Below are 21,378 nucleotides of genomic sequence, written 5' to 3'. Positions count from 1 at the left end.
ATCGTCACGTCCTACCTCATCACCGGACAGCACTCAGCTCACCCACGGGAGTTCCGCATGCCCATTTCCCTCTGCACCGTCCGGGGCGACCACTCCGCCCCCGCGCCCGAATCCCTCGCGTACAGCCTCACCCTGCCCGCCGCGTTCAGTTCGCCGGCGATCGCCCGAGCGGCGACCCGTACCGTGCTGGTCATGCACGGGCTTGGCACGCTGATCGACCCCGCCGAGCAGTCCGTGGGGGAACTGGTTGCCGTTGCCTGTCAGTTCACGCCCGCGTCCGAGGTCTACCTCTCCCTTCGCCATCGGGACGACACCCTCCGTGTCATCGCCTACGACGGGCACCCGCGTCACACAAACCCCCACCTCGCAGCCGCCTGCGACGCCCGCCGCCGCGCATCCCTGCGGCTGCTCGGCTGTGTCGTCCGGGCCTGTGGGGGCGACTGGGGGTTCGGGGAGGCGCGGGAGCCGGGAGGGGGGACGCGAATGTGGGCGGTGCTGCCGTGCGGCGGGGCTTCGGCGTGGGCGGGGGACCTCCCGGAACCGGTGTCGATGTCCATGTCGGCATGATCAGGGCACTCCAAGGTCCCCATGGACCGCCTCCGCCGGCACGTCTCCCGGCTGGAGGTGTTGCCCGTCACGGACGCCGTCACTTGGCAGGCCATCCACCTGCTGCGGAACGCGAACCTCGACGGGCACAAGTACGCGATCGACTCCGTCGTGGCCGCGACAGCCTTGGACCACTCGTGGCACAGGGCGTGGCAGCGACGCGATCGCGTTTCAGCTCTGGCCGGGGCTCGCCTCCTCAGCCGCCCTTCGGGAAGGTGACCTCCACACGGCGGTTCTTGCGGCGGCCCTGTTCCGAGGTGTTGTCGGCGATCGGATAGTCCTCGCTGTAGCCGCGTACCGCGAAGGTGACGTTCGTGTCGCCGAGCGCGGAGGCCAGTTCCTCGTGGACGACCTCGGCGCGGTTCTTGGAGAGGGTCAGGCCGTGGGCGTACGAGCCGAGGTTGTCGGTGAAGCCGAAGACGCGGACGTTCGTGGCGTTCTGGGCCTTGATCTCGTCCGCGATCGCCTGGATGCGGGAACGTGCCTCGGGGTTGAGCTTCGAGCTGTCCTTCGGGAAGAGGACCTCCGCCTGGAGCGCGAACGTCACGTCCTCGTTGGTGTCCACGCGGCGTTCCTCGCCGCCGAGGTCCTCGACGACCGACTTGATGTCCAGCACCCGCGCGGGCGCGAGCGTGGCGCCGTCGGCGAGCTTCAGCCCCGGGCTGTTCGCGTCCACTTCAGGGGGTGGGGAACTGCTCACACTGCCCGGCGGGGCGCTCGGGTCCTCGTCGTCCGCCTGGGCCGGGGTGAGCGGCGTCAGGAAGACGAGGGTGGTGAGGGCGGTGAAGGTGATCGCGGTGGTGCGGAGGGTGAGGGACATGGTCACTCGCCCTCGGAGAGCTCGACGGCGGCGGGGGGCATGGAGCCGACCTGGAAGGAGACCTTCGTGGTGTCCTCGGGCGGGGCGGGGAACTGGGCGAACCACTCCGCGGTTTCTCCCGACTTCACGCCGCCGACGAATCGCGTGCAGAGGCAGCGGCCCTCGGTGTCACGAAGGATGAGGTACTTCTTCTTGCCGGTCTGATCCACCAGGCTCGCGCCGGCGACGGATGAGGCGTTCTGTCGCAACTCGTTCTCGTCACCTCGCCAGTCCGCCGCGACCCAGAGCCTCGAACCGCTGTTGGTGACCGTGCCGGACACGGTCACGAAGCCCCCGCTGTCACGCACTGCCGATGTGATGGCGAGTGAGATGTCGCCTTGCTTGGACTCTGCGAGCACCGTGGTCTCGCCTGGTGCCTGCGACTCCTTGTCCTTGCCATCGTCGTCGTTCTTGGAGGAGGAAGACGATGATGCGGAATTGTCGGGCTTGTCGTCGTCGCCGCCCCCACCGCAGCCGGCCACCGTGAGGACCAGCCCAGTCGTGATCGCCACCGCGGTCAGTACCGTGCGGCCCTTCATGGTGCGCCGAATGTTCATTGGTACGGCTTCCTTTCACTCGGCCAGTTGCACAGAGAACAGCACGGACGCGTCGGGAAGGTCGTCCAAATCGAAATCTTCGGGGTCGATGTTCACGGGATCGCCGTCGCAGTCGAGTGTGACGAGCTTCGTGGGATCGGCGTCCGCGGGGAAATCGCACCGCGGTTCGATGACAGCCGTGGCATTCGCGTTGGCGTGCTGGTTCTCCGTGCCCGGGATGATGGAGTCTCCGACTGTGTAGTTCGTCTGGATCTCCACCTCGTAGCCGAGGAGTCCGGCCACGGTCGCGCCTGCGAATCCCGTGACGGTCGCGTCGTTCTCGGCGGCCAACGCGTCGGCCGCGGCGGCGGCCTCGCCGCCTTCCAGCTCTTCGGGGTCGAGCCAGTCCAGCCAGTCGGGGTCCCCGCCGACGGCGTCTCCCAGCCCCTCCACCAAATCGTCCCGGGCGCTCTGCGCGGCGGCCAACGCAGCGGCGTCCGCCGCGGATTGAGCTCCGTTCCGGGCGGACGCCGCTTGAGCGAATGCGAAGAAGGCGAACGCAGCGAAGAGCAGAATCCCCGTCAGCCAGATGTAGATGGGGAGAGTCGATCCTCGGTCACTGCGAAAGCCGGGTGGGGTCAGCCGCCACCTACGACGTCCGCGACCGCATCGCCGATCGCTCCTGAGATCTGACCGTCCAGCCCGAGCCCGTCGATCAGCGTGAAGATCCCGGCAATGAGAATCATCAAGCCCGCGTACTCGACGAATCCAGCGCCCCGATCGCGATCCCGCCCGCGCATCCGGTCGGAGACGGTCCGCGCCCAGGTCTCCAACGCCCGCTCCACGCCTACCGTTGCCCTCAGCGTCCAGCCCTTCGCCATCACGTCCCCTTCCCTCCCACCCAAAACCACTACCTTCCCGCGCACCGTACGTGAGAACACGCCTACTCCGGGTGGGTCCAGGGACCCAACTTCCCGAGTTCGGAGTCACCGGTTCCACCCCCCGTGGGCCGTGCCCAGCCAGTGGGCGATCGCTTCGCTGCGTGTTGAACTGTGCAGCTTTGCGAAGATGCGATTGATGTGGTTCTTTACGGTCTTCTCGCTGATGAAGCACGTGGCGGCGATCTGCCGGTTGTTCATGCCGGCCGCGATGAGATCCATGACCTCCACCTCCCGTGAACTCAGCCCGAATTCCAGTGGGTTGCGGCCGCGACCGCGGAGCGCCGCCGCGGAGGCGGGTCGAGCCTTCGACGACTGTGCCACAACCGATTGCAGATGCGAAGAGTTTTCGTTCGGTTCGTACGAAACACCGAGCGAATCCGACACAGCGGCGGCCTCGGCGGCGGAGGCCGTGAAGGTGGCCCTTCCGTCACTCAAGTCGCGTACGGCGGTGATCAGTTCGTCCGCCGTGAACTCGCCGTGCACGAGGTAACCGACGGCTCCCAGGCTCAACGCCTGTGCCACCACCTCGGGTTCACGGCTGTACGTCAGCATCATCACGGGAGCCAGCGCGGCCAGCGAAGGCAGCGCCGTGAGGCCGTCCGTGCCCGGCATGCGGACGTCAAGCAGGATCACGTCGGGGCGTTGGCGGGTCGCGGCCGTGAGCGCTTCCGCACCGTTCGACGCCCGGGCCGTGACCCGGATGTCGGGGTGGGTGTCGAGCAGGGCCGCCAGGCCCGCCCGGACGACGGGGTTGTCGTCGGCCACGAGCACTCGTAGGGGCGGGCCGGGAAGTGCCTGGTCAGGCATGTGCGGCCTCCTCTTGAGGAGTGTGTGAGGGGGATACCGGCAGGGCGGCGGCCAGCGGAAGGTCGACCTTGACCTCCGTGCCGCCCTGCTCGGCTCGGTGCAGTTGGAGACCCGCGCCCATCGAGGCCGCGCGCTCCAGCATGCCCAGCAGGCCGAAGTGGCCGGATTTCGCCAGGTGTTGTACGTCATCAAGGGATACGGCCGTGCCGGTTCCGTCGTCCCGCACCGTCAGGTGGAGGGAGGACGGCGAGGCGTCGAGGGTGACGTCCACCCGGGTCGCCCCCGTCGCGTGGCGGTGCGTGTTCTCCAGCGCCTCCGAGAGGATCGCCAGGAGGTGGCGGGACGCCTCGGGCGGGAGTACCAGGGCGGAGGGCGCCGTGTAGTCGACGCTCGCCCTGATGCCCGTACGGCCGGAGAAGTCCGCCGCCCTCGTCGTCAGTTCCGTTCCGAGGTCCATGGGCGGGGTCGACAGTGCCGTGTGGTGGCGGAGGTCCGTCAGGAGGTCGCGGGACTCCGCCGCCGCGCGACGGGCCGCGCCCGCCACCGCCGTGGCCTGCGACTTGAGGGCGCGGGGGTCCGTGTCGTGGTCGGCGGCGACCGCGAGGGCCTCGGCGGCCAGGGCCAGGCCGTGCAGGGTCTTCGCCACGGAGTCGTGCATCTCCCGGGCGAGGCGGGCCCGTTCGGACTCGACCGCCTCCGCGACGGCCAGCCGGGAGTTGGCCTCGGCGAGGGCCTGGCTGGCCGTGCCGAAGCGGAACATCAGGTTGCGCAGGGTGACCCCGACGATGCCCGCCGCGATGCAGAAACCGGCGACCAGGAGGGTACTGGCGCCGGCGCCCGGACGGTGCTCCCAGGCTCTGAACACCGTGAGCAGCACGACGAGTTGGAGCCCCGTGAAGACTCCGGAGCCGCGCCAGCCGTACAGCAGGCCCGCCAGGAGCGGGGTGCAGACGGCCGCGTACGCGAGGGGGGAGGCGGGGGACGCGGTCAGCAGGAGTATCGCGCCGAAGACGAGGTCCACCGCCATGAGGGTGGGGTGGGCGAGGAGGCGGGGGGCGAAGCGGTCCCAGTCCCGGAGCATGGCGTACGAGCCCATGACGCCGAGGACCGCCGCGGCGAGGACGCCGTAGCGCGGCGGGCCGTCCGTCGCGTTGGCCGTCGCGAAGGGGGCGCCGATCGCGATCAGGGTGAGCCTGACCGCGAACGCCTGGCGGCAGAGGGCCTGGAGGGCGTTGAGCTGGAGGCGGACGCTGCCGGGCGCTGCCGCGTCGTCTGCGAAGTAGCCTGTGGCCCACTTGGCGGAGCCGACGCCTGGGGGCAGGGTTGGTCGTTGGCCGCGGGTCCGTTGTGGCTTGTCGCGCAGTTCCCCGCGCCCCTTAAAGGGGCGCCATTGCCAGCGATGCCTCCAAGTCACCCTCATCTCAGCGCCCCAGGATCGAGCCGAAGTTCGAGCCGGAGCCCAGGAACATGCCTGTGGCGATGAGGATCATCGTGGCGGGGAGCATGAAGACCAGGGTGACCATGGTGGCCTTGGGGATCGTCTTGGCGGCCCGGCGGCGGGAGTTCTGGGCGTCGGTGCGGCGCATGTCCGTGGCGAGCTGGATGAGGGTGTCCGCGATCGGGGAGCCCAGCTCCTCGCCCTGCTGGAGCGCCGAGACGAACTGGGCGACCTGCTCGGAGGAGTTGCGCTTGCGCAGTTCGTCGAAGGCCTGGCGGCGGCTGACGCCCATGTCCATCTGGCGCAGGGTGATGCGCAGTTCGTCCGCCCACGGGCCCTCGTAGTGGTCCGCGACGCGGTCCAGGGCCTGGCGGAAGCCGAGACCGGCCGAGACCACGACCGCCAGGACGTCCAGGAAGTCCGGGAGGGTGCGGTCGATGACCTCCTTGCGTTCGCGGATGGCCTGCCAGATGAGGGCGTCGGCCGCCAGCAGTCCGAAGGCCAGGGCCATCAGCGAGAAGAGCGGCTGGCCGTTGGTGAGGAAGATCAGGAAGAGCAGGACGCCGAAGACCCCGTACACCGCCCGGCGGGCCGCGTAGCGGTTCAGGGTCAGGCCGCCGGGGTTGCCCGCCATGTCGATGCGACGGCGTTTGGCGTCGACGCGGCGGGGGCCCATCAGCCGCAGGACGAGCGGGGCGAACCGCATGCCGAGGCGGTCGACCGCCGAGTCGGACTTCGAGACGCGGGTGGCGCCGACCTCCAGGGCGAGCGCCATGTCGCCGGGGAGCTTGGCCTCCGCGCGGTACATACGGATGCCCAGGAGCATGCCCCCGACGGCGAGGCCGGTCAGTGCGGCAAGGAGCAAGGCCAGCAACGTAATCCCCTCCTCCTCATACTTCGATCTTGCCGAGGCGGCGGATGACGAAGAAGCCGATGGTGTAGAGGCCCATGGCGATGAGCACCAGGGTCTGGCCGAGCGCGGAGCCGGTCACCTTGGCCAGGGCGCCCTCGTTCGAGGAGTTGATCAGGATCAGGGAGCCGACGCCGAGGAGCGGGACCGTGAAGGCGGTCGCGTTGACCTCGGAGAGCATGGTGCGGACCTCGCGGCGGGTCTCCTTGCGGTCCTCCAGGGTCTGGGTGAGGTTACGCAGGGAGTTGACCACCGAGCCGCCCGCCTTGTTGGACAGGACGAGGGTGGTGACGAGGACGACGAGTTCGCGGGACGGGAGGCGTTCGGCCAGTTCACCGAGGGCGTCGTCGACCGAGCGGCCCAGGGTCAACTGGTCGGCCACCCGGGCCAGTTCCTCGCCCGCCGGGGCCTCCAGCTCCTCCGCCGCCATCGCCAGGGCCGTGCGCAGGGCGAGGCCGGCCGCCGCCGCGTTGGCCAGCAGGCGGGCCACGTCGGGGAGTTGGTTGATGAAGGCCTCGATGCGCTTCTGGCGCTGCCAGTTGAGGAAGATCGCCGCGCTCCAGATGCCCACCAGGCCCGCGATGGGGCCGAAGAACGGGGCCAGGGCGGCGGCCGCGGTCAGCCAGAGGCCGACGACCACGGCGGCGACGTACGTGAAGAACTCGCCCGCGGTCAGGTCGAGTCCCGTCGCCGAGAGGCGCAGCTGGATCGTGCGGCCGAGGCGGGTTCGGCGCAGCCGGCGGTCGACGGCGGCGAAGCGGCGGGCGCGGCCGGCCGCGGTGCGCAGGGGGCCGCCGCCTGAGAGGCGGTCGACGAGGGCCTGGCGCTGGGCGCGTCCCGACGCGTACGTGTGCACGCCCGCGACGGCGAGTGTGCCGCACAGGACGGTGCCGCCGAGGGCGAGCAGGGCCTGGTTGTTCACGGCTCGCTCCTCTCATCATCAGTCTTGTAGGTCTCGGGGGTGGGGGCCCTCCGGCCGAACGTCCGGGCGGTCATCCGATGGCCTGCCTTGTGTTGAGGACGTCGATGGCCTCCGCGACCCCGAAGGCGGGCGGCAGGGGCTCGTTGGCGACGTACAGCTTCTCGGCGACCGAGCGGGGCAGCGGCAGGTGTTCGAAGTGGCCGTGGACGACGCGGTCGGGGCCCGTCGGGCGCGGCACGAAGCGGGTGACCGGGACGACACGGAACTGTTCGCGGCCGTGCGAGACGAGCAGGGCGATCTCGGTGACCTTGCGGGAGCCGTCGGCGTGGCGGGTGAGCTGGACGATGACGTCGACCGCGGAGTTGATCTGGTCCTTGAGCGCCTCGAAGGGGATCTGGACCTCGGACATCGAGCCGAGGGTCTGGAGCCTCATCAGGGCGTCCTCGGCGGAGTTCGAGTGGACGGTCGCGAGGGAGCCGTCGTGGCCCGTCGACATGGCCTGGAGCATGTCGAGGGTCTCGCCGCCGCGGACCTCACCGACGATGATGCGGTCGGGGCGCATACGCAGCGAGTTGCGGACCAGGTCTCGGATGGTGATCTGGCCCTTGCCCTCCACGTTCGGCGGGCGGGATTCGAGGCGGATCACATGCTCCTGCTGGAGCTGGAGTTCGGCGGAGTCCTCGATGGTGATGATGCGCTCGTGGGACGGGACGAGGCCGGAGAGCGCGTTCAGGAGCGTGGTCTTGCCGGAGCCCGTACCGCCGCTGACGATCACGTTGAAGCGGGCCCGGACGAACGCGGCGAGCAGCATCAGCATCTGCTCGTCGAGCGAGCCGAGGCCGATGAGTTCGGGGAGCGTGTACGCGCGGGGGAAGCGGCGGATCGTGAGGGTGGGCCCGGTGAGGGCGAGCGGCGGGATGATGACGTTGACGCGCTCGCCGGTGGGGAGGCGGGCGTCGACCATCGGATTCGACTCGTCCACGCGGCGGTTGACCGTCGAGACTATGCGCTCGATGGTCTGCATCAGCTGCTCGTTCGAGGCGAACCGGAGCGGGAGCTGCTCCACGCGGCCCGCTCGCTCCACGAAGATCGAGTCCGGTCCGTTGACCATGATCTCGGTGATCGACGCGTCGGCTAGGAGCGGTTCGAGGACGCCGAGGCCCAGTGCCTCGTCGACGACCCTTCTGATCAGCTGGGAGCGTTCGGCCGACGACAGGACCGGGCCCTCGCGGCTGATGATGTGCCCGAGCACGCGCTCCAGCCGCATCCGCCGCTCGGCCGCCGCGAGGCTCGACATCTCGGCGAGGTCGATCTCTTCGAGCAGCTTGGCACGGTAGACGGCGACGAGGTGGCCGTCCTCGCGGCCTGATCCGCCCTCTTCGGGGGCGGCGATACGGGCTCGCAGGCTCATGGGGTCGCCTCCTCTCGGTCTCTCTGGTCTCTCGGTCGGTCGGTCAGTCGGTCAGTCGGTCGGTCAGTCGTCGGTGGGCATGGTGGCGTGGCGTTCCACGGTCACGGCGGGCAGCAGAGGGATGACGGCGGGGACGTTGAGGGTGACCGTCGCGGTGGTGAGGTCGGGGCCCTCGACCGGCGACACCGTCAGGTTGTCGAACCATCCGCTCACCGCGGCCTGCCCCGCCGCGGCTCCGTCCTCGCCCTGCGAGGCCGCCCGCGCCGCCGCTCGCGCGCCCGTACCGGCCTGGTTGATGCCGTAGCCGATGAGGCCGAGCTGGATGGCCGCCATGCCGACGAGGAGGAGGATGGGGAGGAAACCGGCGAACTCCAGCATGGATACGCCCCGGTCGTCACCCCGGAGGCGTTTCGCGAGCCGCTTCAGGGGGCGGGTCGGAAGGCGGTTCGGGCGGCGTGCCGGTAGGCGGTTCATTCGTCGTCCCCTTCCAGCGCGGCCCCTGCCTCTGCGTTGACCGTCCAGTTCACGTCGAAGCCGGGGAAGAACAGGGGTACTTGGGCAATGACCGTGGCTCTCATGACCGGCCCATCAGTGCCGCAGTTGATCTGGGTGCCGTCCCAGGCACCCGGGAGGTTCTCGCCGCCCGCTGCGGCGCAGGCACCCCCGACATCGCCGTCGACCGCGTACGCCGCCGTGGCCGCCCGCGCCGCCTCGTCCGCCGCGTTCCCCGCGATGGAGTACGTGTAGCCGTACAGCACGCACTGCCAGAGGATCGTCATCACGACCAGCAGGATGGGGAACATCCCGGCGAATTCGAGGGTGACCGCTCCTCGGTCGCCGCCCTTGCGGCGCAGGGCAAGGGCTCCCCGGTCCGACGATGCCTTACGACGCCGGCCGCCGCCACCGCCCTCCTGCTGGACCACCAGATCCAGCTCGCCCGCCAGGGCCCACAGCGCCTGCTTGACCGTGGAGCGGGCGTCCAGGTCCTGCATGCGGCCGGCGTCCACCACCGACTGGAGCTCCTTGAAGGCGGCGGGCACCGTGGAACGGGCGACCTTCGTGCCGGTGACGCGTTCGACGAGGGAGGGCTGTATCTCCGTACCGCGGGAGAAGCGGTTGACGACCGTCAGCGTCTCCTCGGCCTTGCGGATCTGGAGGCGGTCCCACATGCGGACCATGCGTTTGGCTGCGCGGACAGCGACCACGTCGGGGGTCACCAACAGCAGGGCCTGGTCGGCCAGTTCGACGGCGGCGGCGTTCGCGGCGTTCAGCTGGGCGCCGCAGTCGACGACCACGACCTCGTAGCGGGAGCGCAGGGCGGCGAGGACCTGGCGGGCCACCCGGTCGGTGATCTCCTCGCCGCGTTCGCCCTCGGCGGGGGCGAGGAGGAGGCCGAGTCCGGTGTCGTGGGTGTAGACGGCGTCCTGGAGCACGCGCGGGTTGATGTCGCTGATCCCGGCGAGGTCGGCGATGGAGCGGCGGAACTGCACGTCCAGGTACGAGGCCACGTCCCCCGACTGAAGGTCGAGGTCGAGCAGGGCCACGGAGCGGCCCGAGGCCTGGGCGGCCAGTGCTAGTTGGACCGCTGCGACGGTGGCGCCCACGCCGCCCTTCGCCCCGGTGACGGTGACGACGCGGCCGCCCGGTCCGGTGTACAACTCGGGTGTGCCGCTGCCGAGATGGCGCCGCATGCCCATGGACCAGGCGGCGGCCGCGTGGACGCGTTCGGCGAGGGCGTCGTAGCCCAGCGGCAGGCCGATGATGCCGCGGGCGCCGGAGTCCATGGCGGCGGTGAGCACGTTGGTGCTGGTGTCGGCGGTGATGAGGACGACGCCGACGGCCGGGAAGCTCATCACCAGGTCGCGGATGACGTCGAGCGCCGGGACCGGGCCTATCCGCTCGTGGACGAGGACGACCTCGGGCAGCTCGTCCAGGGAGTCGGCGGCGAGGCGGGCCAGGGTGTCCAGCAGGGCCGTGGTGTCCGCGACGGGCGGCGCGGGTTCGGCGTCGGCGAGCTGGCTCAGCAGTGTGCTGAGCGCGCGGGCCGAGTCGATGTCGCCGACGGCGGGCAGGATGCGGATGGTCATCGGCGGGTCCCTCGGTTCGACCCGTCGGTAGCTCGGCTTGGCGTGAGCGGTTTCGGGGAGGTCCGGTGCGGTACCACGCCCCTTAGGGGGCGCGGGGAACTGCGCGACCAGCCACAACGGACCCGCAGGGTCATGACCGCACCTCCAGCGGAGCGCTTCGTGGGGGCTGAGCGCATCACGGCCTCCTACTTGTCCTCGTCGAGGGTGTACGTGCGGTCGCCGGGGGCGACGGTGGCGTCGGTGCCGCCCGCGACCAGCGCCAGGCGGACGTGTTCGGCGAACGACTCGGCGTACGCCACGCGTTGGGCGTCGGCGGTGTCGAGGGCGAAGGTGATCGGGACCGCCTCGTTCGCGGTGCGGCGGCGGTCGTTGCTCGACTGGCCCGGGTCGAGGGCGGTCAGCTTGCCGACGTCGATGACGCGGGCGTTCTCGACGATGACCTTCGACTGGTCCTTGCCGTTGTCGGTCTCGTCCTTGAACGTGGCGTAGATGTTGACCCGCGATCCCGGGTTGATCTTGCCCGCCACACCGGTCGCCGCGTCGATCATGATCGCGATCTCCTGCTGGCCGGCCTCCAGTTCGGGCCGGTCCACGATCATGTCCCGCTGGAGCAGCGAGCCCTTCTCCAGCCGGGTGACCGCGATCTTGCCGCGGATCTGGGAGAGATCGGTGACGGCGGTGGACGACAGCCACCGCTTGGGCATCGAGACCTTCTCGAACTGGTCGGACGACAACTCCCGGTAGGGCGCGACGTCGTCCTTCAGGCGGTATGCCGCGACCTCGGGGCCGACCTTCGAGTCCACATCGCGGATCACCGAGAGCACGCCGGCGAAGGCGCCCAGGGCGCACAGGGCCGAGAGGACCAGCAGGATGACGCCGCGGCGCTGGCGTGAATTCATGACGCGGACAACCTCGATCGGGGGCGGGGTCAACGGGGTGAGCAGTCGTTCGTACGTGCTATTCAGGTGTACGTACCGGACTTACGGGACTTACGTGGTTTACGAAGCCCCTCGGGGCAGGGCACGTACCGAAGAAGCTGCCCGCACCGTGGCCCTCGGAAGCTCCTGGGGCGGTGGCAAAGGCGCCGCACAGAATCCGCAGCGGTCGCCGATGAGTTCAAGACCGCACCAGTGACACTCCTCGCGCCGCACGGACGAGACGAGTTGGTACAGCACGGACACGTCGTAGAGCCCGGCGGCGAACTCGGCGACCTTGCCCGTGCCCCACCAGCGCCCGGACTCGGCGGGCAGGGGCACGGTCGTGACGCCCTGGACGCGCCAGGCGGGCGCGAGCGTGCCGGTGAGCCACTCGGCGGGCAGCTGTCCGGCCGCGACGAGCATCCGGGTCCCGAACTCGGGCCCGGTGAGCTCCTCCTGGCCGACGCGGACCAGTTGCGGCCGTGGATTGGCCAGTACGGCGAACTGTGCACCCGGCACCCACGACTTGGCGTGCGACTTCAGGGACACGGGGATGCGGTCAAGCTTGGCGACCGAGCCGAGCAGGGCGCCCGCGTAGATGTAGTGGGCGAGCAGCCGCGCGGAGGAGGCGAGCACACCGGGGCTGAAGTCGCAGACGGAGAGCTGGCGCAACTGCTGGGCGAGGAGGGCGAGTCCGAGCGGCGGCAGGTCCAGGCCGAGCAGCGCGATGCGGTCGCTCTCCAGGACGGAGCGCACGGCGTGCAGCCGCCGGGTGACGTCACCCGGCGTGGAGGCCGGGTACAGCGCGATCACGTATCCGTGCTGCTCGATGAGGGCGTGCATCCCGGTGAGGGAGCTTTCGAGGCTGTCGAGGGGCTGGACGGCGGCGGGCGGGGTCTGCCGGTCGTGCGGTGGGAGCACCAGATCGGAACTGGTGACGGCTATCGCGGTCGGCACGCTGCACACCACCCCGTTCACTGCGGCGGGGTGGTCAACCACCGCCTCAGATCGCCCCTGATTTCGCCATCAAACTTTCACGGAGGAACACGAATTCGTCACTGTGGCGCCCTTCCGCAACTGCACCTTATCCACGGCATGGGCCGCTCAACACCGGATCCGCGAGATCACCTCACACAAGGTGCGCGGATGATCCACACAGAGTGAGGCGCATATGCCTCAACTTGACGGTACGGCAAGGGCGTTGACCTCCGTCAGAGGTCTTGACAACCGGATTGGTCTGGACCACCTTGGACCTCCAGCGGTGGCCACCGTAGTCGTCCCCCACTTTTGACTCCCACTCCCCCACCGGAGGCCCCAGTGGACCGCGTACCAGGCATGCCCAGACGCAGACGGACCTGGGCGGCAGCCCTCGCCACCGCGCTCGCCGCGTCCGTCCTCTCCCTCGCCGGAGCCGGCCAGGCCTCGGCCGCCGACGTCAACAACACCAAGAACGCCGGCTATGAGTCGGGGCTCTCCAACTGGACCTGCTCGGCGGGCAGCGGCGCCGCCGTCTCCTCCCCCGTGCACGGCGGTGCGTCCGCCCTCAAGGCCACGCCCGCCGGGCAGGACAACGCCCGGTGCAGCCAGACCGTGGCCGTGAAGCCCAACTCGACGTACACGCTGAGCGCGTGGGTGCAGGGCGGGTACGCGTACCTCGGGGCGAGCGGCACGGGTACGACGGACGTGTCGACCTGGACCCCGGACTCCTCCTCCTGGAAACAGCTGACGACGTCCTTCACGACGGGCTCGTCCACGACGTCCGTGACCGTCTACACGCACGGCTGGTACGGACAGGCGGCCTACTTCGCCGACGACGTGTCCGTGTTCGGGCCCGACGGGGGCGGAGGCGGCGACCCCGATCCGGTCGTCCCCTCGACACCGGCCGGCCTGAACGTGGCGTCCACGACCTCCTCATCCGTCTCCCTCGCCTGGAACACGGTGTCGGGCGCGACCGGCTACAACGTCTACCGCGCCGGTACGAAGGTCCTCGCGGTGACCGGCACCTCGGCGACCGTCACCGGCCTCGCCGCCTCCACCTCGTACTCCTTCCAGGTCACCGCGACGAACGCGGCCGGTGAGTCGGTGAAGTCGACGGCGGTCACCGGGACGACCAAGGCGAACTCGGACGGCGGGACCGCGCTGCCCAAGCACGCGGTGACCGGCTACTGGCAGAACTTCAACAACGGCGCTGCCGTCCAGAAGATCTCCGACGTCCAGTCCCAGTACGACATCATCGCGGTGTCCTTCGCCGACGCCACGACGACACCGGGCGCCGTGACCTTCAACCTCGACTCGGCCGGGCTCGGCGGCTACACCGTCGACCAGTTCAAGGCGGACGTCCGGGCCAAGCAGGCCGCGGGCAAGAAGGTGATCATCTCGATCGGCGGCGAACGCGGCACGATCTCGGTGAACGACTCCGCCTCCGCGACGAACTTCGCCAACTCCGTCTACTCGCTGATGCAGACGTACGGCTTCGACGGCGTCGACATCGACCTGGAGAACGGCATCAACGCCACGTACATGACGCAGGCGCTGCGGTCGCTGTCCTCGAAGGCGGGCTCCTCGCTGATCATCACGATGGCCCCGCAGACGATCGACATGCAGTCGACGTCCAACGGCTACTTCCAGACGGCCCTGAACGTCAAGGACATCCTCACGGTCGTCAACATGCAGTACTACAACAGCGGTTCGATGCTCGGCTGCGACGGCAAGGTGTACTCCCAGGGATCGGTGGACTTCCTCACCGCCCTCGCCTGCATCCAGCTGGAGGGCGGCCTCGCCCCGTCCCAGGTGGGCCTCGGCGTCCCGGCCTCGACGAGGGGCGCGGGCAGCGGCTACGTCTCCCCCAGCATCGTGAACAACGCCCTCGACTGCCTCACCAAGGGCACCAACTGCGGCTCCTTCAAGCCGTCCAGGACCTACCCGGACCTGCGCGGCGCGATGACCTGGTCGACGAACTGGGACGCGACGGCCGGCAACACCTGGTCGAACGCGGTGGGACCGCACGTGCACGCGTTGCCCTGACGGAGCGCTCCCCCTGACCCGAAGCCCGGTGGCAGCAGGCCCACATACCCCTGCTGCCACCGGGCTTCCGGGTTCAGCCGAGCGAATTCACCTCAGGAGCAACACGCCCCGCCATGACCGCTTCCACAAACGCCGCCGGCGGCAAGTAGAAGTGATCTGCCACGTAATGGTGGACGAGGTCCGGCGCGATGAGCCAATCTCCCGACTCGGCGACGACACGAATCTCCGCCCCACCCAGTGTCAGGCTCGTGCCGGAGATATCGACGGAGAGAGGATAGCTTTCCTGTTCACTCTCGTGGCGAAATTGGCACCTGTGCCAACCTCTGGTCTTCATCTGGCGATTGTCACGCACCAGCACACCCAGGGCTTGCAGGAATGAGCTCGGCGGGCTTCCTTCCGCGTACTCCTTCCCTTCCTCCAGCCACCCCACGTTGAGAGCCGTCACCCCGTCAGGGATCGACTCCCGAAAGTATTCATACGAAGAGAGATCCTCGTAGTAGGTCATTCGCTCCGGGTTCCTTCGTTAGATCACGGACCTGCAAGCAGCCCAATGGACCGACCCCATATTGGGCCGCAACAATTCCGACAGGGGGGTCTCGCCTGTAGCTGTCACGTTGCGTGGCGTCCCCAGAATGTTCAAACCGTCCGGTGGGAACAGCGAGTAGTCAGGAAGCTGCTCCCCCGGCCCGTACACCTCCAGGGCCGACGGGTTACCCGTCTCGATCCTGTTTCCGAGTGCATCACTGATCGGCTCCCCGTGCCTGCTGTACATGCTGACGCTCGTGCCCTCGGGAACCGTTACCGACGTACCGTCGCCGGCGCGTATCCCGCCGTGGCCGCTCAGGACCAGTTGGTTGTCCGGACGCCCCATCTGCCGTACGTCGACGATGCCATCCCCACTGCCGGCCACAAAGTTCGGTGCCGCCCGTGTCGTCTCACCCACCGGACAAGGAGACAAGCCAAGAGGATCTGCCCATGCGTGGGGGTTGAGCACATAGCCAACGGGGTTGAGAGCCGGCGCCAGCCCGAGAGGGTCGGACGTGAGGTATCTGGCAGTCTCCGGGTCGTAGTGCCTGAAGCAGTTGTAGTGCAGTTCTGTTTCAGGGTCGAAGTACTGGCCCGGGAAGCGAAGTGGCGTGGACGTCGTGCTGTCTGCCGACCACGCAGGCGTGCCCCACACCGTGCTGCGGGTCCGCCAGGCGATTCGGCCTTGTTCGTCGACGAGTTCGCTGGGGGTACCGACAAGATCGGTGACAATGGCGAAGAAGCGGGAATCGATCTCTTCCTGCGGCGCTTCGGCCGCAGTGACACGTTCCGTCTGCGCTATGGGGCGCAGGCCCTGATGCTCCCAGGTGAGGATGACCGGCCTCGGCAGGGACGGCGCGGTGGTTGTCTGCTCGCAGAGCGTCGTGCCGTCCCAGGTGAAGTCGACCCGTTCGACAACCGTTTCGCCGTCGCCCGCCAGACGGATTTTCGCCGTACGGCGGCCCAGGGGGTCGTATGTGTAGCGCCAGCGAGTTCCGTCCGGTGTGATCACCGACACAAGACGGTCCTCTGCGTCCCACTGATAGCGCCAGGTGTCCGGTTTGCGGGACAGTCGAGTCTTCTGGCGCAGGACGATGCGGCCCAGGTCGTCGTGCTCGTAGCGGACCTGGCCCGCTCGCACGACCCGGGTTCCCTCGTAGATGCGCTCGCCGACGGCCTCCTGACCGGCGTGGGACGCCGGCCAGGACGCGGATGTCTGGTTGCCCGTCTCGTCGTACGCGTACGTCTCCGTCCAGTTCGCCGCGTGTACTGCCGTCACCCGGCCCGCCGTGTCCAGATCGAAGCGGCGCGACCCGGAGAACTGGTCCTCGATACCGAGCAGGTTGCCGTCGACGCGATAGGTGTACGCGCGGTGCTGGATCGGGCGCCCACCGGAAGTCGTCGTCGATTGGGTGGTGACGCGGCCCAGGGGGTCGTAGGTGTGCGTCAGAGCGAATGCCTCGCCCATCCGGCGGCTCAGTTCGCGGCCCGCCGAGTCATAGGCGAAATCGACCTGTCGGCCCGATGAGACCAGGCCCGTGCGATTGCCCACGGCGTCGTACGCCCATGTGCTGGTCGCACCACTGGGCGTCGTACGGCCCGTGCGTCGGCCCAACTCGTCGTATGTGTACGTCACCTCCCGGTCGTTGACCGTCTCCGAGCAGAGTCGGCCGAAGCGGTCCCAGAGGAGCGCGACCGAAGCGTCCGGGTTCGTGGCCCGGACCAGGTGGTCCGCGAGATCGTAGGCGTACGTCGTGACTTGGCCCGCCGCGTCCTTTCGTGTCACCCGGCCCGACGTGTTGCGCTCGAACGTGACCAGCTGGCCGAGGGCGTTCGTGCGAGAGGTGACACGGCCTGCCGCGTCGTGCCCGTACGTGAACGTGCGGTCGTCGAAGTCGTTCTCGGACAGCAGGTTGCCGGCCGCGTCGTATTCGTAGGTCCACGTCAGGCCGTGTGGGTTGGTGACCTTGGTGAGGCGCAGCTCCGTGTCGTGGTCGAATTCGTACCGGACTCCGTCTGGACCTGTACGGGCGGTCAACAGGTCGAAGTGCGTGTACTCGAAGCGCGAGACCGCCCCCATGGGGTTGGTGTGGCTGGTGCAGTTGCCCTCACCGTCGTACGTCCACGACTCGCTCGTACCGTCCTGCGCCGTACGACGGGCCAGCTGGCCTTCGACTGTCCACTCCAGCCACGTGACGGCGCCCGTCGGGTCCGTGATGGCCTTCGGCCTGCCGAAGGCATCACGCTCGTACCGGGTAACCGATCCCAGCGCATCGGTGATCTCGACCGGAAGGCCGGAGCGATCTGAACGGACCGTGCTGGTACAGCCCAGAGGGTCCGTCGCGGAGGTGAGACGGCCCCCCTCGTCGTAGGTGAAGCGGGTCGTGCCGCCCGTGGGGTCAGTGACCGCTGTGCGGTTGCCTCGCTCGTCGTACGCCCGGGTATGGACTCTGCCGTCGTAGCCGACGAGCGTGATCGGTAGCCGGAGGTCGTTGTACTCCGCCCGCGTCTCGCGGCCGTCGGGGCGGGAGATCACGGTGGGCTGACCGTTCTCGTTGTTCACGAACCGTGTGCTGTGGCCGAGGGCATCCGTCTGCGTCAGGACGTGGTGGTGCTCGTCGTACTCGGTCCTCGTCACCGCGCCGAGCGGGTCTGTCTCAGCGATGACCTGACTGTTGCCGTTGACCACAAAGCGGGTGACGGCGCCTTCGGAGGTGGTGAGCGTGGTGACGGAGCAGTCGGGCCATTCAGGATCGGTCCCGTCGTAGTCGAGAGCGATGGTGATGTGCCCCGCCTCGCCGCCCTCTGCGATGCAACGGTCGCGGTCGTCGTAGGTATACGCGTATCGGGAGTTGTTGGTGTCCGTCCACGACGTGATGCGCAGGCGCTCGTCGTAGGTGAACTTCAGTGGCAGGCCTGAGGAGTTGACCGTCTCGGTGAGGCTGCCGTCGGTGTAGCCATAGCGCTTGACCGTGACGTCGGAGCCGTCCTCGGCGGCACCGGCCAGACTCAGTGCGGTGACACGGCCTTCGGCGGTAGCGAGCTTGAGGTGGTGGCCGCTGCTGTGGCGGATGGCAAGCGGGGTGCCGTGCTCGTCGTGGTCGACGGTGATGCTGTTCGCGTTGCGGTCGACGATGCGCGTGATCAGAGCTGTGCCATCGATGGGGAGGGCGAAGTGGCGGGCGTGGCCGGTCAGCGGGTCGTCGACGCGGTAGCTGCCGTCCTCCAGGCGGAACATGGGCCGGCGGGGCCCCGCCTCTGGTAGGACCGCGGTCTCCGGGTCCGTGGGGTGGGGATAGGCGAGTAGGAGACCGTCCTCGGTGACGAAGACGACGCCGTACGCGTCAATTTCCAGACGCTGGTCGATGGTGGATGCCCAGGTCGGACCGAACCACCAGCCGCAGCGATAGTCGGAGGCGACTCGGCGGCTGAAGGAGAGCGGCAGAACGCCGGGCAGTTCCACGTCGGTCTGCGGCAGGTACATGGCGCCGGTGGCCATGTCGACGGGGTCACTGCCCTTGGAACGGACCACGTTCCTGAGTCGGTTGTAGGCGCCCTTCGCCCCGTCCGCGATCGTGCCCCGGGCACTCCTGCCGAGTCCGCGCACGGCGGCGGACATGCCCTTGAGGCCGCCTCTGAGGCCCTTCAGCGCGGACATCCCGCCCTTGAGGCCTTTGGCGAGGCCGCCGAGGGTGGTCAGGCCCTTCATGCCGGGTATGCAGTCCAGCGCGGCGAAGGCCACCTCCCATAGAGATGCCTGGCCCTTCATGTATTTGTTGAGGGTGTCGGCGAGGACGACGAGCGCGGCGATGAGAACGATGGCTCCGAGGATGGGCCCGCCGATGATCATCGCGATGATGCCGAGTACGGCTACGACGACCTTGCAGACCGCGACGATGGTGTCCCAGTTGTCGGAGACCCAGTCGCCGACCTCCTCGTACCATTTGCGGTTCTGAATGCCAGCGTCGGAGGCCTCGTCGAGCTTGCGCTTCGCGTCGCCGGCGGCGTCCTCGCGCATCCTCCGGGCGTCCGCCGCCATCTTCTTCGCGGCATCCAGGGCGTTCTGCGCGGTGGTGACGTCCGACTGGGCGGAGGTGTGGGCGTCCTTGGCACTCTGCGCATCACGGGTGGCGGCACGGACTTTCGCCTCGTCCGGCTTCGGGACATCCTTGCCTGCCGACCCCGGGTCGTCCTTGTACTTGTCCGCTTCCTTGTTGGCGCGGGTCACCCACGAATCGGCCGACGAGAGGCGGGACTTGGCGGAGGAGAGGTCCGCCTGCGCCTCCCGCCCCTGGGCGAGGGCCTTGTCGGCGAGAGCCTGCGCACGTTCCAACTGCGGCCAGTACGCCGCCAGCGCATCCCCGGCCAGGTCGTACGACTTCTTCAGCTTCTTCAAGTTCTTCGGCACACCGGAGAACTCGTCCCGGAACACATCGGCGGTCTTGCCCACCATCGTCAGGACGGCGTCCTCGTCCGCCATCCCCTTCACCAGCCGCAGAGCATCCTGCACGTCATCGGCAAAGTCGTGCAGGCTCTTCGCCAACGACTTGACCCGGTCCGGATCCCCCGGCGTCGGATCCTTCTCCAGGTCCAGCACATGCCAGTCCGTCGGCCGATACCCAGCCACGCTGCAACCCCCGTCACGCGGACATCATCAACAGCTCTGTGCACACGTGAACTTACTAGGTACAGGCGTTCGCGGTGCAGGACGTCGAAAGTCGAGGGTCCTCACCTACCGAGGGAAAGCCACCTGGTACCGGAAACGTCCATCTTTTCCGACCTCGGGAAGGATCAGAAGAACTCCGACCAGGGCTGGTCCCAGATCTGCTTCACGCACAGGACCACGAAGATCAGGCCCGCGATCGTCAGCATGGAGTTGCTCAGGAGACCGTTGCGCCATTCCGCGGGGGTGCGGGAGGAGTTGAGGAGCCAGACCAGGGTGAGGGCGAGGAAGGGGAGGAAGGCGGCGCCCAGGACTCCGTACAGGATGATCAGGCGGAAGGGCTCGCCCTGGAAGAGGAGGACGATGGGCGGGAAGGTCAGCCAGAGGAGGTAGGCGCGGAAGGGCCAGGAGCGCTCGCGGGCGCCGGAGGCCACCTCCTCGCCGGATGTCGACCCCTCACCGGATGTCGACCCGTCGCCCGGCGTCGGCCCCTCGCCGGACGTCGCCTTTCCGGCCGGGGTCTTTCCTTCGCCGGTCGCGCGGCCTGCCCTGTCCTTGCGGTAGCGCTCCACGAAGTCCGCGAACATCAGGCTCACGCCGTGCCAGACGCCGATCAGGGACGTGAAGGACGTGGCGAAGAAGCCGATGAGGAAGAACTTGGCGGTCGCGGTGCCGTACTCGTCCTCCAGGATGTCGCCGAGCTGGATGAGGCCCTTGTCGCCGCTCGCGATGGCCACGTTGGAGGCGTGGAGGAGTTCCGCGCCGACGAAGAGCATCGAGATGACGAAGATGCCGGTGGTGATGTACGCGACGCGGTTGTCCAGGCGCATCACCTTCATCCAGCCGGTGTTCGTCCAGCCCTTCGCGTTGACCCAGTAGCCGTACGCGGCCAGCGTGATCGTGCCGCCCACACCGCCGATCAGGCCGAGCGTGTTGAGGATCGAGTCCTTCTCGTCGGGGAGGACCGGGAGCAGGCCCGCGAAGGCGTCGCCGAGGTTCGGGGTGACGCGGATCGCCAGGTAGACCGTGACGACGAACATCACGCCGACCAGGACGGTCATGACCTTCTCGAAGACCGCGTACTTGTTGAACCAGACGAAGACCACGCCGACCAGACCGGTCAGGACGGCCCACCATTCGAGGTCCATGACGTCCGGGAAGAGCGCCTGCAGTGGCAGGCCCGACGAGGACATGGCCGCGGCTCCGTAGACGAAGCCCCAGATCACGACGTACACGACGAAGAACCACGACGTCCAGCGGCCCAGGCTCGCCCAGCCGTCGAAGAGCGTCCGGCCGGTGGACAGGTGCCAGCGGCCCGCCGCCTCGGCCAGCGAGATCTTGACGAGGCAGCCGATGACGGCGGCCCACAGGAGCGTGTAGCCGAAGTTCGAGCCCGCGATGAGCGTGGCGACGAGGTCGCCGGCGCCGACGCCCGTCGCGGCCACCACGATCCCGGGGCCGATGTATTTCCAACTGGACTTGCGGGGACCGGCGGGGCCCTTCCCGGTGTCTCCCGTGGCCGTGCTTCCAGTGGTGTCCGCGTTCCCAGAGGTGTCAGCCATGCGGATCAAGAAAGCGTAAAGAGAACGGGGGCACAAGAGGGCGTGCGGTGATCACCACCCGATGTGCACAGGTGAGCACAGGTGAGGAGTGTGCGCAGGGAGGAGAAGACGTTCGGGCGGGCGGGCGGTGTTCGAGCAGGCCGACGTCCGGGCAGGCGGCCTTCGAGCAG

At 68.6% G+C, this 21,378-nt stretch carries 18 protein-coding genes; 2 read left to right on the top strand and 16 right to left on the bottom strand.

Going from position 1 to position 21,378, the window contains the following annotated elements; translation table 11 throughout:
* Window positions 1-57 precede the first annotated feature (57 nt).
* Entirely contained in the window at window positions 58-567 is a 510-nt protein-coding gene (locus ACIBEI_RS12040; RefSeq protein ID WP_398887696.1) for an ATP-binding protein, read from the top strand.
* Between the two features lie 235 nt (window positions 568-802).
* Here ACIBEI_RS12040 and ACIBEI_RS12035 read toward each other — a convergent pair whose 3' ends face one another.
* The 13 genes from ACIBEI_RS12035 to ACIBEI_RS11975 form a co-directional block, all read right to left on the bottom strand.
* Window positions 803-1,426 carry an OmpA family protein gene (locus ACIBEI_RS12035; RefSeq protein WP_359937586.1) on the bottom strand — a complete coding sequence of 208 codons (624 nt, stop codon included), beginning with the start codon at window positions 1,424-1,426 and terminating at the stop codon, window positions 803-805.
* Window positions 1,427-1,428: 2 nt separating this feature from the next.
* Window positions 1,429-2,022 (bottom strand): hypothetical protein, encoded by a 594-nt coding sequence (locus ACIBEI_RS12030; protein WP_398887694.1) that lies wholly within the window; start codon window positions 2,020-2,022, stop codon window positions 1,429-1,431.
* A 15-nt stretch (window positions 2,023-2,037) separates the two neighbouring features.
* Window positions 2,038-2,598, bottom strand: a complete 561-nt coding sequence (locus ACIBEI_RS12025; RefSeq protein WP_398888318.1) for a pilus assembly protein TadG-related protein — start codon at window positions 2,596-2,598, stop codon at window positions 2,038-2,040.
* Window positions 2,599-2,639: 41 nt separating this feature from the next.
* Window positions 2,640-2,882, bottom strand: coding sequence for a hypothetical protein (locus ACIBEI_RS12020; RefSeq protein ID WP_055614480.1), 243 nt, complete (start codon window positions 2,880-2,882; stop codon window positions 2,640-2,642).
* 105 nt (window positions 2,883-2,987) lie between these two features.
* Window positions 2,988-3,749 (bottom strand): response regulator, encoded by a 762-nt coding sequence (locus tag ACIBEI_RS12015; protein ID WP_398887692.1) that lies wholly within the window; start codon window positions 3,747-3,749, stop codon window positions 2,988-2,990.
* A complete protein-coding gene (locus ACIBEI_RS12010; protein ID WP_398888315.1) occupies window positions 3,742-5,112 on the bottom strand; it encodes a sensor histidine kinase in 1,371 nt (456 codons plus the stop codon). The genes ACIBEI_RS12015 and ACIBEI_RS12010 overlap by 8 nt, the downstream gene beginning before the upstream one ends.
* A 58-nt stretch (window positions 5,113-5,170) precedes the next feature.
* Window positions 5,171-6,061: a DUF5936 domain-containing protein gene (locus ACIBEI_RS12005; protein ID WP_362086467.1), complete on the bottom strand. Its 891-nt coding sequence runs from the start codon at window positions 6,059-6,061 to the stop codon at window positions 5,171-5,173.
* 16 nt (window positions 6,062-6,077) lie between these two features.
* Window positions 6,078-7,019 carry a type II secretion system F family protein gene (locus ACIBEI_RS12000; protein ID WP_398887690.1) on the bottom strand — a complete coding sequence of 314 codons (942 nt, stop codon included), beginning with the start codon at window positions 7,017-7,019 and terminating at the stop codon, window positions 6,078-6,080.
* Between the two features lie 70 nt (window positions 7,020-7,089).
* Window positions 7,090-8,430 carry a CpaF family protein gene (locus ACIBEI_RS11995; RefSeq protein WP_307521792.1) on the bottom strand — a complete coding sequence of 447 codons (1,341 nt, stop codon included), beginning with the start codon at window positions 8,428-8,430 and terminating at the stop codon, window positions 7,090-7,092.
* 63 nt (window positions 8,431-8,493) lie between these two features.
* Entirely contained in the window at window positions 8,494-8,808 is a 315-nt protein-coding gene (locus ACIBEI_RS11990; protein ID WP_398888313.1) for a TadE/TadG family type IV pilus assembly protein, read from the bottom strand.
* 92 nt (window positions 8,809-8,900) lie between these two features.
* Window positions 8,901-10,517, bottom strand: coding sequence for a CpaE family protein (locus tag ACIBEI_RS11985; protein ID WP_398887687.1), 1,617 nt, complete (start codon window positions 10,515-10,517; stop codon window positions 8,901-8,903).
* 185 nt (window positions 10,518-10,702) lie between these two features.
* Complete coding sequence (gene cpaB / locus ACIBEI_RS11980; protein WP_398887685.1) at window positions 10,703-11,416, bottom strand: Flp pilus assembly protein CpaB; 714 nt, start codon at window positions 11,414-11,416, stop codon at window positions 10,703-10,705.
* A 99-nt stretch (window positions 11,417-11,515) separates the two neighbouring features.
* Window positions 11,516-12,391 carry a hypothetical protein gene (locus ACIBEI_RS11975; protein WP_398887683.1) on the bottom strand — a complete coding sequence of 292 codons (876 nt, stop codon included), beginning with the start codon at window positions 12,389-12,391 and terminating at the stop codon, window positions 11,516-11,518.
* Window positions 12,392-12,769: 378 nt separating this feature from the next.
* Here ACIBEI_RS11975 and ACIBEI_RS11970 point away from each other — a divergent pair, with 378 nt between their 5' ends.
* Window positions 12,770-14,458, top strand: a complete 1,689-nt coding sequence (locus tag ACIBEI_RS11970; RefSeq protein WP_398887681.1) for a chitinase — start codon at window positions 12,770-12,772, stop codon at window positions 14,456-14,458.
* A gap of 73 nt (window positions 14,459-14,531) precedes the next feature.
* On the opposite strand, the gene ACIBEI_RS11965 is transcribed toward ACIBEI_RS11970, so the two are convergent.
* The 3 genes from ACIBEI_RS11965 to ACIBEI_RS11955 all read right to left on the bottom strand — a co-directional run bounded on the left by ACIBEI_RS11965 (window position 14,532) and on the right by ACIBEI_RS11955 (window position 21,208).
* Window positions 14,532-14,963, bottom strand: a complete 432-nt coding sequence (locus tag ACIBEI_RS11965) for a hypothetical protein (RefSeq protein WP_398887679.1) — start codon at window positions 14,961-14,963, stop codon at window positions 14,532-14,534.
* An 18-nt stretch (window positions 14,964-14,981) separates the two neighbouring features.
* Window positions 14,982-19,610 (bottom strand): putative adhesin, encoded by a 4,629-nt coding sequence (locus ACIBEI_RS11960; protein ID WP_398887677.1) that lies wholly within the window; start codon window positions 19,608-19,610, stop codon window positions 14,982-14,984.
* Window positions 19,611-19,774: 164 nt separating this feature from the next.
* Complete coding sequence (locus ACIBEI_RS11955; protein ID WP_398887675.1) at window positions 19,775-21,208, bottom strand: Nramp family divalent metal transporter; 1,434 nt, start codon at window positions 21,206-21,208, stop codon at window positions 19,775-19,777.
* Window positions 21,209-21,378: the final 170 nt, after the last annotated feature.

This window comes from Streptomyces sp. NPDC050988, assembly GCF_044456225.1.
Taxonomy (GTDB): Bacteria; Actinomycetota; Actinomycetes; order Streptomycetales; family Streptomycetaceae; genus Streptomyces.
This window is presented reverse-complemented; position numbering and strand designations above follow the sequence as displayed.

Bases quoted from the DNA above. Each gene is read 5' to 3' on its own strand.
- ACIBEI_RS11965 (WP_398887679.1), bottom strand. From the start codon at position 14,963: ATGACCTACTACGAGGATCTCTCTTCGTATGAATACTTTCGGGAGTCG.
- ACIBEI_RS11995 (WP_307521792.1), bottom strand. From the start codon at position 8,430: ATGAGCCTGCGAGCCCGTATCGCCGCCCCCGAAGAGGGCGGATCAGGC.
- ACIBEI_RS11985 (WP_398887687.1), bottom strand. From the start codon at position 10,517: ATGACCATCCGCATCCTGCCCGCCGTCGGCGACATCGACTCGGCCCGC.
- ACIBEI_RS12020 (WP_055614480.1), bottom strand. From the start codon at position 2,882: ATGGCGAAGGGCTGGACGCTGAGGGCAACGGTAGGCGTGGAGCGGGCG.
- cpaB (WP_398887685.1), bottom strand. From the start codon at position 11,416: ATGAATTCACGCCAGCGCCGCGGCGTCATCCTGCTGGTCCTCTCGGCC.
- ACIBEI_RS12030 (WP_398887694.1), bottom strand. From the start codon at position 2,022: ATGAACATTCGGCGCACCATGAAGGGCCGCACGGTACTGACCGCGGTG.
- ACIBEI_RS12035 (WP_359937586.1), bottom strand. From the start codon at position 1,426: ATGTCCCTCACCCTCCGCACCACCGCGATCACCTTCACCGCCCTCACC.
- ACIBEI_RS11990 (WP_398888313.1), bottom strand. From the start codon at position 8,808: ATGCTGGAGTTCGCCGGTTTCCTCCCCATCCTCCTCCTCGTCGGCATG.
- ACIBEI_RS12015 (WP_398887692.1), bottom strand. From the start codon at position 3,749: ATGCCTGACCAGGCACTTCCCGGCCCGCCCCTACGAGTGCTCGTGGCC.
- ACIBEI_RS12040 (WP_398887696.1), top strand. From the start codon at position 58: ATGCCCATTTCCCTCTGCACCGTCCGGGGCGACCACTCCGCCCCCGCG.
- ACIBEI_RS11955 (WP_398887675.1), bottom strand. From the start codon at position 21,208: ATGGCTGACACCTCTGGGAACGCGGACACCACTGGAAGCACGGCCACG.
- ACIBEI_RS11970 (WP_398887681.1), top strand. From the start codon at position 12,770: ATGCCCAGACGCAGACGGACCTGGGCGGCAGCCCTCGCCACCGCGCTC.